Below are 13241 nucleotides of genomic sequence, written 5' to 3'. Positions count from 1 at the left end.
ATGATAGTAATGATCTCGATAAGTGCACAAAAGATAGTCTTGCAGACTTTCAATTTTAAACGAGTGGGGGTTAACAAAATGGAAACAAAGTATGTCATGGTCAAAAAGAGCCTTAAACACCATATTATTAATGGAAAATATAAGATTAACGAAAAAATCCCCACCGAATCCGAATTAATGGCAATTTATTCAGTCAGTAGATATACCATCAGACGAGCGGTAGGTGATCTTGAACATGAGGGATACATTTATCGTGTCCAGGGCGGTGGTATGTACGTTAATGATTGGATCAACAATAAAGTTCGTTCGGAACGTTCAAATCAAAGCATCGGCGTGATCACAACCCACATTGCGGATTATATTTTTCCAAATATTATCAGTGGAATTGATCAGGTCATTTCTGATGCCGGGTACTCTCTTCTTTTAGGAAATACCCATGATGAACACGATAATGAACGGCATAATTTATTAAATATGTTGGATAACGATGTCCTGGGATTTATTATCGAACCGACGCGAAGCACATTGGAAAATCCCAATTTGGATGTTTATCAGATGATTATTCAGTCCGGTAAACCTGCCGTTTTCATTAATGCACATTATCCAGAATTGGATTTTCCATATGTTGAAGTGGCGGACACTGCCAGCGAGAAGAAATTAATGGATTATTTGTTGGATCACGGGCATGAACGGGTATTGGGTGTCTTTCAGGTTGATGATATGCAGGGAGTTAACCGGATGAACGGTTACATTCGTTCTTATCAGACACACCCCAACGTTGCGTCTTCCGGTGATATTATGATGTATCGTTCCGGTGATGACATTAATGATGTCCTTCGAAAGATCAAGAATCGTGTAGAAGTACCGGATAATGCGCGGCCAACAGCGATTGTTTGTTATAACGATCAGTTGGCAATGGAAGTGATCGGGATGTTGGGCAAAGAAGGGTTTGATATTCCCGGTGATATTTCGGTTGCCGGTTTTGATGATTACGAAATTTCAAAATATATTAATCCAGGGATTACGACAATGATTCATCCTAAGCGTTTATTGGGTGAAACGGCCGCAAAAATGCTGATTGATATGATTAATAAAAAAGAGCATCGTTCTAAGGTCTTTGATGCTGAATTGGTTGTACGAGATTCTACCAAAGCTATCGATACAACCAAGACCGTCTGATTTTTTTGGAAAGGAACGAATCACGAAAGGTGGTGATGTTACAGGCATGCGAACCCCTTTCGACTTTTTTTACAAAAAATTGTTATGCTAACAAATAAAATATGTATTGATTTATGCGGATAAATATTTTATACTGCTTTTGTAAGCGATGTCAGAAACCGTTTACAGTGTGCGCACAAAGTTTTTGCAATTGTTTTGTTGATTTTATTTTAAAAAGTCGAATGGGGTGCTCGTTTTGAAGAAAGTTTCAAACGGATTTATATATAGTTTCGGTGCCTTAGGCGGATTGCTTTTTGGTTACGATATTGCGTCTATCTCAGGTGCAATTCTATTTATTGAAAAACAACTTCACTTAGGACCATGGCAACAGGGTATGGTTGTTAGTTCTGTTTTAATCGGTGCCATTATTGGTGCTTTGGCAACCAGTAAGTTTTTGGATACGTATGGCCGTCGTAAGTTACTTGTTTGGGCCTCGATCATTTTCTTCATTGGTGCCATTACATCTGGATTTGCACCAGACTTCTGGGTATTGTTAATTACCCGTATTGTCTTGGGTGTTGGTGTTGGTATTACATCAGCATTGATTCCTGCGTATCTGCATGAACTTGCACCAAAGAGTATGCACGGTGCGGTTGCAACAATGTTCCAGTTAATGATCATGATTGGTATCTTATTAGCCTACATTTTGAACTACACATTCGCTCATATGTATACTGGCTGGCGTTGGATGTTAGGATTTGCCGCATTACCAGCTGCCATCCTATATGTTGGTGCGTTGTTCTTGCCAGAAAGTCCTCGATTCCTTGTTAAAGTCGGTAAAAAAGACGAAGCTCGTTCTGTTTTGATGAACACAAACAAGGGTGACGAAGGTGCCGTTAACAAGGCAATGAGTGAAATTGAAGAAACAGCTTCACAGAAGACCGGTGGTTGGAAAGAATTATTTGGTAAAGCAGTTCGTCCGGCTTTGATTACTGGTCTTGGCGCAGCCGTTTTCCAGCAAGTTATCGGTTCAAACAGTGTTATCTTCTATGCACCAACGATCTTTACCGATGTTGGCTGGGGCGTTATCGCTGCCTTACTTGCCCATATCGGAATTGGTGTGATTAACGTTGCCGTTACGGTTGTTGCAATGTTGCTGATGGATAAAGTTGACCGTAAAAAGATGTTAATTTTTGGTGCCAGCGGCATGGGCTTGTCCTTAATTGTGATGTACACAATTCTTAAGTTCGATAGTGGTTCTCAAACTGCCGCAATGGTTAGTGCGATTGCCTTGACCGTTTACATTGCTTTTTATGCATGTACTTGGGCTCCAATTACCTGGGTTCTGATTGGTGAAGTCTTCCCACTCAACATTCGTGGTTTGGGAACATCACTTTGCTCAGCTACCAACTGGTTGGCCGATATGGTTGTTTCATTAACATTCCCAATGATGCTTAGTGCATGGGGACTTGATAATGCCTTCCTGTTCTACGCAGTCGTCTGCGGAATTGCGATCTTCTTCGTTCACGCTAAGTTCATTGAAACTCGTGGTAAATCGCTTGAAGAGATCGAACTTGACCTTCACAAACGTGCTGGAATCAAGGAATCCGATACTTCAGCTATTAAATAGTTATCAATATTTGAGACTTTGATCTCAAATATTAATAAAAATGTTTCATTAATATTTAACCAAAGAGGAGAGAAAATACTATGTTACAAGTTCCTGATTATGAATTTTGGTTTGTTACCGGTAGTCAACATCTTTATGGTGAAGAACAACTGAAATCAGTTGAGAAGGATGCGCGTGATATCGTTGACAAATTAAACGCTACCAACAAGCTTCCCTACCCAATCAAGTTTAAGTTGGTTGCCACTACTGCTGACAGCATCACTCAATTAATGAAGGATGCCAACTACAACGATAACGTAGCCGGTGTGATCACTTGGATGCACACATTTTCACCTGCCAAGAACTGGATTAGAGGTACTAAATTACTTCAGAAGCCTTTGCTTCATTTAGCTACCCAATACTTGAACCACATCCCATATGACACCATTGACTTTGATTACATGAACCTTAACCAAAGTGCTCATGGTGATCGTGAATACGGCTTTATCAATGCCCGCCTTCGTAAGAACAACAAGATTGTTTACGGCTGGTGGGGTGACGAAGACGTTCAACAAGAAATTGCCGACTGGGAAGACGTCGCAGTTGCTTATAATGAAAGCTTCAAGATCAAGGTTGCCCGTTTCGGTGATAACATGCGTAACGTTGCTGTTACTGAAGGTGACAAGGTTGAAGCACAAATTCAATTTGGCTGGACTGTTGATTACTATGCCTTAGGCGATTTGGTACAAGCAGTTAACGCCGTTTCTGAAAGCGACATTGATGCTAAATACAAAGAATTACAAGATAAGTATGAATTTGTTCAAGGAGACAACGATAAAGATAAGTACGAACATTCAGTACGTTATCAAATTCGTGAATACTTCGGTATCAAGAACTTCTTGGATAAAGAAAATTACACTGCTTTCACAACTAACTTCGAAGACCTTTATGGTTTGGAACAATTACCAGGTCTTGCAGCACAATTGTTGATGGCTGACGGTTACGGCTTCGGTGCTGAAGGTGACTGGAAGACAGCCGCTTTGGATCGTTTGCTCAAAGTCTTGACTCATAACCAATCAACTGCTTTCATGGAAGACTACACCCTTGAATTACAAAAGGGCAAAGAAGCAATCCTTGGCTCACATATGCTTGAAGTTGATCCAAGCATTGCCAGTGACAAGCCTCGGGTTGAAGTTCATCCATTGGACATCGGTGGTAAAGCAGATCCTGCACGTTTGGTATTTACCGGCCGTGAAGGTGACGCATTCGATGTTACCATCTCAGACTTTGGTAATGAATATCGCATGATTGGTTACGCTGTTGAAGGACATAAAGCTCCAAAGCCAACACCACATCTTCCAGTTGCAAAACAAATGTGGACACCAAAAGTTGGCTTGAAGGCCGGCGCTACTCAATGGATCCACGATGGTGGCGGTCACCATACCGTATTGACATTTGCTGCCAGTGAACAACAAATCGCTGATCTTGCAACAATGTTTGATCTTCCATTTAACGATATCAAATAGTGTGTGAAGCTAATCTGGGATAAACCGGAGTGTAAGCTGGCAGGTAACAAATTCCTGTCCTTGGAATTTGATGGCTGTCAGCTTACATGCAGGTTTATGGTTAGCGGAACAGTCCTAAAATAGTGTGTGAAGCTAATCTTAAAATAGTGACCTTATTCTAGGAAGAATGTAACGCACTAAAAAAACGAGGTTAAGACAATTTAAATGTTGTCTCAACCTCGTTTTAATATGTCATTCAAAAAATAAACTGCGGGCATTTGCTATAATGTCATTAGTGGTTAATAAAAACGGAACCGGAGGAAAATAATCAATGGCGATGACTGAAAAGCAAAAAATGCTCGCGGGTAAGAAGTATTTGAATACAGATAAGGAATTATCAGAAGACCGTTGGAAAACTCGAAAACGAATTAATGAGTTTAACGATTTGTCCAAAGAAGCCCCGGATGAAGCAATGAAAATTTTAAGTAATATTTTTCAAAAAACAGGGAAAAACTTTGAGGTGATGGCACCTTTTCAATGCGATTACGGATATGGCATTACGGTGGGCAATAATTTCTTTGCTAATTATGGCTGCACGTTTATTGACGTTGCCTCCATTACATTTGGTGATAATTGTTTGCTTGGTCCAAATTGCCAAATCTATACGGTGGATCATGCCTTTGATGTTGAGGAGCGAAACCGTGGCATTGAAATTCCGGGTAAAGTGACAATTGGTGATAATCTTTGGGCTGGTGGCAGTGTTGTCATTACCCCAAATGTCACACTTGGAAACAATGTGATCATTGCTGCAGGTGCTGTTGTCACAAAGTCATTTGGTGACAACGTTTTAATTGGCGGAAACCCTGCCCATGTTATTAAAGAATTAAAGTAAAACGGAGGAATTTAATGTCTAAGCAAAATATCGGTTCCAGAATTGAATTAGCAGATGGCAATAAAATGCCCGTCCAGGGGTTGGGTGTCTATCGTATGACGGATGAGGATCAGCTGATTAACTCGGTTAAGTCCGCCTATAGCGATGGCTATCGGTTATTCGATACCGCCCAGATGTATGGAAATGAGGCAGCTGTTGGTAAAGCAATTAAGGATTTGAACGTTAAACGCGATGAGATCTTTATCACCACTAAAATTGCTGAAGAAAACCAGGGATATGATAAGGTGATGTCTTCGTTTGAGGATTCTTTGAAGAAACTTCAACTGGATTATGTTGACCTGCTTTTGGTTCATTGGCCAATTCATACCCATTTTTTTGAGACTTGGCGTGCCTTTGAAGCCTTGAAAGAGCAGGGACTTGTTAAATCAATCGGAACGAGTAATTACGGCATGCTTCATTTACAATACTTAGCGACCAAGGCAAATGACATGCCGGTTGTTAACCAATTGGAAGTTCATCCATATCTATCTCAACAGGCAATGGTTGATTTTGATCGCGATAACCACATTGTCACCCAAGCATGGGCACCGTTGGGACGGGGACGGATTTTTGATGATCCGGTGATTGTTAAGATTGCTGAATCCCACGGTAAGTCAGCAGCTCAAGTTATTTTACGTTGGCATTTACAACGAGGAGACGCGTTTATTCCGAAATCCGTTCACCCGCAACGGATTCAGCAAAATGCCGATATCTATGATTTTGAGTTGAGCGATGATGAAATGAACCAGGTTGATGGCTTGAACCGTAACACACGAATTAGTCAGGAACCTGAAATGGTTTATGAAATCGGCCATCAATATCCGCATCATTAAGATCATGCTTTAGTCATTAAAAAGCCGTTTGGAGGATCTTTCTCCGAACGGTTTTTTAGCCTAGTGCTACATCCAGAATCATCATTAAAGTAAAACCAGCCATAATACCAAAAATGGCCCAATGTGATTCGGATTTGGTTCGGGCATGAGCTTCCGGAATTAACTCTTTACAAGCAACGTAAATCATTGCGCCAGCCGCAAATGCCAGTGCGTATGGTAAAATTTGACTGACATAGGAAACTAATAGGGCACCCAAAATGCCGGCAATTGGTTCAACCATCCCACTTGCCTGCCCGTACATGAAAGCCCGCGGCCGGCTCATCCCATTTTGTCGCAGTGGGATTGACACGGCAGCACCTTCGGGGAAGTTTTGCAGGCCGATTCCGATTGCAACCGTTACCGCCGCCAGCACCATAGTGGCATGCTGGGCGCTGCTGGCTGCTTGGATAGCACCAAAAGCTACGCCGACGGCTAATCCTTCCGGAATATTATGAAGGGTAATTGAAAAGACCAGTAGAATTGCCTGTTTAACTTTATGCGGTGGTTCTTCGTTCTCGTTGTGTCTGATGTAGAGTGCCGGAATAATTTTATCGGCCACGTATAAGAAAAGACCACCGAGTATAAAGCCACTTGAGACAACCAGCCATGGCGTTTTATCCAACTCCTCAGCCAGGCTGATTGCCGGATCCAGTAGTGACCAAAAAGAAGCAGCAATCATGACACCAGCCGCAAACCCATACATCATGGCAAGTGCGTGACTTCGAATGGTCTTAAATGCAAAGACAAGAGCAGAACCAAGGGCGGTGACGCCCCATGTAAAAAGTGTGGCGAAGAGTGCCTGTTGCCAAGGCGCAAAATTTAACAAATAGGTCATTGGATTTCTGTCCTTTCATGCGTAAGACGAATAGTACTCACTTAGTTTGTTCCTTCACAATAAGTATAACAAAATATGTTGCTTTATTTGATAATTTGATTCTGAAAAAATAATGGCAAAATAATTTGTGATTTAAATCATTTTTGTGGGTTGCGATTGTTTTTAAGTGATTCTTTCTTCGCGATTCGCTATACTTAGAGTGTATATGATTGAAAAAATATGAAATGAGGCTGATTCTCGTGAAAAAAGTCACTGCATATCTCGTCCGACACGGACAAACGTACATGAATTTGTATAACAAGGTCCAGGGATGGATTGATTCACCATTAACCGAAAAGGGGATTCAAGATGCAAAGAGTGCTGGTGAACGGCTGAAGGACATTAATTTCAATGCTGCATTTTCCAGTGATTCAGGCAGGGCTATTGATACGGCACGGATTATATTGCGGGCAAATCCTCACAATATAAATATTGTCAGTTATCAATATCCGGAATTGCGGGAACAGTTTCACGGTTATTTCGAGGGTAATGATTTAAACCAGATGTGGCAGTTTGTGGGGGCTCAGGTTCAAAAGACTTCGGAAAAAGAAGTGCTTAAAGATTTTGGCCTTGAGCGTGCCAGAGATTTGATTCATCGAGCAGATCTGTATAATAATGCTGAAAATAATGCGATGTTTTGGGAACGACTCAACTTCGGTTTTGATAAGATTCGGGAGAGTACCGAAGACAATCAGACAATCTTGATCGTTTCTCACGGTATGACGATCCGTTCTATTGTTGACCGCTATGCGCCGGACTTGGATACCGGTGTGCCGATTGCTAATGGGGCAATTACGAAATTGGTCATTTCAGATGATGATATTAAAGTTGAATGGGCAAACAAACTGGATGCCATTGATCGGTAGGTCGTTTTTTGCTCAATTAGATTGGAATTTGTTTATATAATGGATGAATGGGATTGCTAACCTGTTCTATATATGATAGATTTACATGAGATGTGTTTGAGGCTGGGACAAAGGAGTTTGCCACAGCCTCTTTGTTTGATTATAGAAATGATTTGTGAAACAATGCGGACCGAACGATGATAATAATAGCGTTAATAACAAGTGACTATGTGATGTTAAAGTCGGCTGTCGATACAAACAGATTGAATCAAATTGTTTCACTATGATTTCAGGGAAATACAGAAACGCGAGGAAAAGAAGTTAATGATTACAATTTCAGAAATGGGATTACAACTCTCAGGTAAAAAACTATATGAAAATGTGAATTTAAAATTTACACCGGGTAACTGTTATGGCGTTATCGGTGCAAATGGTGCGGGTAAATCCACTTTTCTCAAATTATTGGAAGGTAAATTAACGCCCACTACCGGCAACGTTCACGTTGATAAAAATGAACGAATCTCAAGCTTGAGCCAGGACCATTACGGATTCGAAGATCAGACGGTCATGCAGACGGTGATTCAGGGATATAAGCATCTTTATGATGTGATGCAGGAAAAGGATGCTCTGTATGCCAAAGCTGATTTCTCCGATGAGGACGGCATTAAAGCGGCCAATTTGGAGGCTGAATTTGCTGAAATGGATGGTTGGAATGCTGAAGCTGATGCGTCGCAGCTATTGCAGTCTTTGGAAATTCCGGAAGACCTTCATGAACAATTAATGAGTGAATTGACGGAAGGTCAAAAAGTGAAAGTACTGTTGGCCCGGGCGTTGTTTGGCGAACCGGATATTTTATTATTGGATGAGCCAACCAACGGATTGGACGTTTATACGATTGAATGGCTGGAAAATTTTCTGGCTGATTATCCAAAGATTACGATTATCGTTTCTCATGACCGCCATTTCTTAAACCAAACGTGTACGATGATGTGTGACGTTGACTTTGGAGAAATCAGAATGTACGTTGGCAACTATGACTTTTGGCTTCAATCCAGCCAGTTAGCTGCTAAGATGAAAACGGACTCTAATGCCAAGAAGGCTGAAAAGGTCAAAGAGCTTCAGGAATTTATCGCCAGATTTAGTGCAAATGCTTCCAAATCAAAACAAGCTACTTCCAGAAAGAAGCAGCTTGAAAAGATCACACTTGACGATATTAAACCGTCGTCAAGAAAATATCCGTTCATTAAGTTCGAGGAAGAGCGCCCATTGGGAAATGATTTGCTGAGAGTGGATAAAATCTCGAAGACAATCGACGGGGTTAAGATTTTGGACGATGTGACGTTTACGTTGCGTCCCGGTGATAAGACTGCAATTGTGAGTCGAAATGATTTGGCAACGACCACGTTGATGCAGATCTTAGCCGGAAAAAGTCAGCCTGACGCCGGTGAGTTTACTTGGGGTCAAACAGTTAAAATGTCTTCCATGCCAAAGGACTTTGCTTCAGAATTTAATGACAATGATTTACGAATTATTGACTGGCTGCGTCAATATGCGCCTAAGGGAAGCGATGATGATGCTTTTCTTCGTCAATTCTTGGGAAGAATGCTGTTCTCCGGGGATGACGTTGATAAAAAGGTTAAAGTCCTTTCCGGTGGTGAGAAAGTACGCTGCATGTTGTCCAAGATGATGTTGGAAAAGGGAAATACCTTGTTAATGGACGATCCGACAAATCATTTGGATTTGGAATCAATTACCTCACTGAATGAGGGTTTGGTTGGCTTCCCGGGATCCATTATCTTTACGTCACATGATCACGAATTCATTCAGACAATTGCCAATCATATTATTGAAGTCTCGAATAACGGGATCATTGATAAGGCTGACACAACGTATGATGAGTTTATCAATCATCCGGATGTTCAGAAAAAGTTGGCTGATCTGTACGATTGAAAATTTAATAACTGATTGAAAAACGGAATCAAGATGATTTTTCATCTTGCTTCTTTTTTTTTCGAAAAAAAGCCAAAGAAATAACGTAAATAACAATATGAGTGGTGTTCGAACATCACTCATGTTTACATGAAATCAATACACACGGGTGTATAATAACCTATAGAAAGGAGTCAAGGGAGTGCCTCAAGTAAAAGCCTCTGAGGTGTTAAAACTGTTAAAGAGAAACGGATTTCGTGAACTTAAGAGTCGGCAATCAGGCGATCATCATAGATTTGTGGATGATCGTGGGCATAAAGTCACGATTCCGTTCGCAAGCAAAAAAACAGTTATTGCACCGGGAACTTATCAGTCAATCTTAAAACAGGCGGGGCTAAAATAAAGTTACAATTTCAAGCACTCCAAGCAAATGAAAAATCCAGATTATGTTGTATATCCGGCGATCTTTGATAATACGGGTAATGATGGCTACTACACAGTAACCTTTCCGGATATTCCCGATACGGTATCTCAAGGAAAAACATTGACCGAAGCGCTGAAAGAAGCACCTGACGCGATTGCGGTTGCATTGCCAGACTATCCAATATATCCTAAGCCGTCAGATATAAAAAAGATACAGGCTAAAAATCCTAACTTAGTTGTTAGCTTAGTCGGGGTTGACATGAAGTCGAAACTGAAGCAAATGAAGAAAAGGACTGTTCATAAAAATGTCACGATTCCTGTTGCACTTGCCGATGAAGCAAAGAAGCGCGGCATTAATTTTAGTGAGACATTAACGAATGCGTTACAGGAAAAATTAAATGCATAGTCAGAAGCACTCTTAAAAAGGGGTGCTTTTTTGCGATTATTAACCATTAAAAGTAAGGCAATGATTAGATACTAACGGCTATAACGATAAAATTTAAACGAGATATTATAAAACTATGTTGGACAAATAATTTCGTAAAGCATATTGTTATTATATATTGATAAATAGGTTAATGATAATAAATAGGTGATAAGGCATTTTAACCACGAATCTTTGGTTAATGCCGGAAAAGAGGTTGATGAGAGACAAATGGAATTATTAATACAAAATCTGAGCATGAGTTATGGTAAAACAAAGATTTTTTCTGATCTAAACGCGACACTTCACGATGGTGGTTTAATCGGGCTGCTTGGTCCGAATGGTGCGGGAAAGACAACACTATTGAAGATATTAACCACGTTGCAGAAACCGACCAAGGGAGATGTCTTGATTGATGGGACAAGCATGATTGCCCATCCCAATGTAATGAAAAATCTGTTGGGTTACTTGCCTCAGCAGGTCCCGTATTTTCCTAATTTAACGGCGGGTGAATATTTAAACTATATCGCTGGGATGAAAGGGATGAAAGCTAAAGAGGCGAGACGAGAGACCGAGTCACTTCTAGAAAGATTGCATTTGGCAGATACAGGTCATAAGCGATTAAAAGATTTCTCCGGAGGCATGCGGCAGCGTGTCGGCATTGCGGCCACTTTGCTGAATGACCCGAAAATCATTATTGCTGATGAGCCATCGACCGGACTTGATCCTGAGGAACGGGTAACGTTAAGAAATATTTTGGGTGAGTTGGCAAATGATCATTTGGTTTTGCTGTCCACACATATCGTTTCCGATGTGGAAGCGATCGCTGGTCAAATTTTGTTAATTAAGGAAGGTCATTTCTTATATCAGGGGACACCCAGTGATTTAATAAAACGAAGTATCGGTCATGTTTGGGAGTATCCGGTTACCACGGCCGACACTTCTCCGCTGACTGCCAAACAGTTGGAAGAACCGACAAATTCACTGATTCAGCGGCCGGACGGCATTCAAATTAGAGAAATTGCGAAGACGCCTAGGCAGCCACAAGCCCGCCAAGTGTTACCCAGTTTAGAAGAAGCATACTTGGGTGCCCTTAAAGGGGTGATTTCTTTATGAAAGATAGTTTTCAGGCTACTTTTCGGGAAAAGTATCGGCGGATGTCGTTTGTCGCGTTATGCATTGCCCTGATCTTTTCGGTCTCACTGATGATTCCCAGAGGATCCGGTGTGATGCGGGCAATTATTGTCAATCCGGATACATATCAACAAGCCAATAATGCCAGCTGGGCATCGATCAGTGTCAGTTTTATGATGGGATTCTTTTTGCCGTTAATCGGGGCAACTTTTCTCCGAAATACGATTCGAATGGATCGTGATAATGGCACGATGACATTGTTTTTAACCACTAAATTTTCAAAGTTGAACTATATCATGGGGAAATTTTTAAGCAATTTATGTCTCATGTTGATTTTCTGGTTAATTATTTTAATCTTTTCACTAATTGGCACCTTACTTAAATTTGGGCAGACAACCTTTAATCTGGGTCAATTCTTGATGCCGTTTTTGATATTATTACCTGGTTTGATTTTTGTTTCTGCGTTAACAATTTTTACGGAGTTCATTCCGGGATTACGCGGTAGACTTGGTACTGCCGGCTTAGTGGCTTTCTTGGCTATTTTGTATGCGGCAGGGGCGAATTATCAGCACACCCCCGGTCATCTCCTGCGTTTATTCAACTTATCCGGCAGCGGCTACTTAATTACAAATATTAAACAAGCCGTGGTGCAATCCTCCGGGAAGCCGTTAACGTTACTAAAAGTCATTGGCGCCAGTACCTCAACTCGGTATACGGGCGCGCATAACCTTGTTTTTCCGACGTTGAAGTTAACGGGATTGGATTTTTTGAATATGGGACTGCTTGTATTATTGGGAATTGGACTGGTCGTGTTAGCCGCCCTGCTTTTAGAGCGTCGACCTATCAGCGCTTATCATATGGGTAGGTGGGAAATGCGGTTACCTGCATTCCGATTACCGGCCAAACGGCTACCAGCCATGGAAATGAATGGTATCAAACACTCACAATTCTATATATCGTCCAGATTATTAACGGGTGGCGTTACAAACTATTGGGTTTTAATCATTATGATTATTTGGTTGTGGAATTGGGGCAGTACGTATAGCGGACTCATTCATTCGGCGTTTCCAATTTTATTTTTAGCGGTTATTCCGTTATTTGCGGAACTTGGTGCCGGCGGGGTTCAAAACGATGTTTATCAGTGGCTGCGGACGATACCAAATGGTCAAAGACGCCAAACACTCAGGGAGTGTCTCGCTGGGATCGCGTTATCAATTTTCCTTGTGCTCCCCGCTTTGAGTAAGGTACCAGCCTTTATGATGGTGGCATTGTTTATTTGGGCCGTTCAATTACCGTTGGTTTGTCAACTCTTAGGTCGCCTAACAGGCAGCAAGCGACCGGTTCAATTAGTGATAGTCCTTTTCTTTTACCTCTATATTAATGGTGCCCCGTTACTTCCGTTTGACCAATCCGGTCTGACACTGCCAACGGTCATTTATTTGGTGATTGGTCTGGGATCTTTATCACTGCTGTTTTTTCCAAAAATTTATCCAATTAAAAATTAGACGATAAATTTGATTTTTTATAGTATAAAGCC

12 protein-coding genes are annotated in these 13241 nt (G+C 41.2%); 11 read left to right on the top strand and 1 reads right to left on the bottom strand.

Features of this window, described 5'->3' with window-relative positions; translation table 11 throughout:
* Positions 1–78 precede the first annotated feature (78 nt).
* The 5 genes from GQR93_RS12700 (at position 79) to GQR93_RS12680 (ending at position 6036) form a co-directional block, all read left to right on the top strand.
* On the top strand, positions 79–1179 hold the full coding sequence (locus GQR93_RS12700) for a GntR family transcriptional regulator (RefSeq protein ID WP_035444645.1): 1101 nt from the start codon (positions 79–81) through the stop codon (positions 1177–1179).
* 235 nt (positions 1180–1414) lie between these two features.
* On the top strand, positions 1415–2788 hold the full coding sequence (locus tag GQR93_RS12695; RefSeq protein WP_035444646.1) for a sugar porter family MFS transporter: 1374 nt from the start codon (positions 1415–1417) through the stop codon (positions 2786–2788).
* A gap of 80 nt (positions 2789–2868) precedes the next feature.
* Positions 2869–4293 (top strand): L-arabinose isomerase, encoded by a 1425-nt coding sequence (gene araA / locus GQR93_RS12690; protein ID WP_003553273.1) that lies wholly within the window; start codon positions 2869–2871, stop codon positions 4291–4293.
* Between the two features lie 310 nt (positions 4294–4603).
* Complete coding sequence (locus tag GQR93_RS12685; RefSeq protein ID WP_003553275.1) at positions 4604–5164, top strand: sugar O-acetyltransferase; 561 nt, start codon at positions 4604–4606, stop codon at positions 5162–5164.
* A gap of 14 nt (positions 5165–5178) precedes the next feature.
* A complete protein-coding gene (locus GQR93_RS12680; RefSeq protein ID WP_003553277.1) occupies positions 5179–6036 on the top strand; it encodes an aldo/keto reductase in 858 nt (285 codons plus the stop codon).
* A gap of 55 nt (positions 6037–6091) precedes the next feature.
* Here GQR93_RS12680 and GQR93_RS12675 read toward each other — a convergent pair whose 3' ends face one another.
* Positions 6092–6910 carry a ZIP family metal transporter gene (locus GQR93_RS12675; protein WP_003553279.1) on the bottom strand — a complete coding sequence of 273 codons (819 nt, stop codon included), beginning with the start codon at positions 6908–6910 and terminating at the stop codon, positions 6092–6094.
* A gap of 224 nt (positions 6911–7134) precedes the next feature.
* Between GQR93_RS12675 and GQR93_RS12665 the strand changes: the two genes are divergently transcribed.
* The 6 genes from GQR93_RS12665 to GQR93_RS12640 all read left to right on the top strand — a co-directional run bounded on the left by GQR93_RS12665 (position 7135) and on the right by GQR93_RS12640 (position 13209).
* Entirely contained in the window at positions 7135–7815 is a 681-nt protein-coding gene (locus tag GQR93_RS12665) for a histidine phosphatase family protein (RefSeq protein ID WP_003553280.1), read from the top strand.
* A gap of 303 nt (positions 7816–8118) precedes the next feature.
* Positions 8119–9744 carry an ABC-F family ATP-binding cassette domain-containing protein gene (locus GQR93_RS12660; RefSeq protein ID WP_035444648.1) on the top strand — a complete coding sequence of 542 codons (1626 nt, stop codon included), beginning with the start codon at positions 8119–8121 and terminating at the stop codon, positions 9742–9744.
* A gap of 181 nt (positions 9745–9925) precedes the next feature.
* On the top strand, positions 9926–10126 hold the full coding sequence (locus GQR93_RS12655; RefSeq protein WP_003553282.1) for a type II toxin-antitoxin system HicA family toxin: 201 nt from the start codon (positions 9926–9928) through the stop codon (positions 10124–10126).
* A 27-nt stretch (positions 10127–10153) separates the two neighbouring features.
* Positions 10154–10552 (top strand): type II toxin-antitoxin system HicB family antitoxin, encoded by a 399-nt coding sequence (locus tag GQR93_RS12650; protein ID WP_003553283.1) that lies wholly within the window; start codon positions 10154–10156, stop codon positions 10550–10552.
* Between the two features lie 249 nt (positions 10553–10801).
* Positions 10802–11686 (top strand): ATP-binding cassette domain-containing protein, encoded by an 885-nt coding sequence (locus GQR93_RS12645; RefSeq protein ID WP_035444649.1) that lies wholly within the window; start codon positions 10802–10804, stop codon positions 11684–11686.
* Positions 11683–13209 (top strand): ABC transporter permease, encoded by a 1527-nt coding sequence (locus GQR93_RS12640; protein ID WP_003553286.1) that lies wholly within the window; start codon positions 11683–11685, stop codon positions 13207–13209. Before GQR93_RS12645 ends, GQR93_RS12640 begins: the two co-directional genes overlap by 4 nt.
* Positions 13210–13241: the final 32 nt, after the last annotated feature.

Origin of the sequence: Lentilactobacillus hilgardii (assembly GCF_009832765.1) — a bacterium.
Taxonomy (GTDB): Bacteria; Bacillota; Bacilli; order Lactobacillales; family Lactobacillaceae; genus Lentilactobacillus; species Lentilactobacillus hilgardii.
The sequence above is the reverse complement of the archived record's forward strand: the minus strand, read 5'-3'. Positions and strand labels throughout refer to the sequence as shown.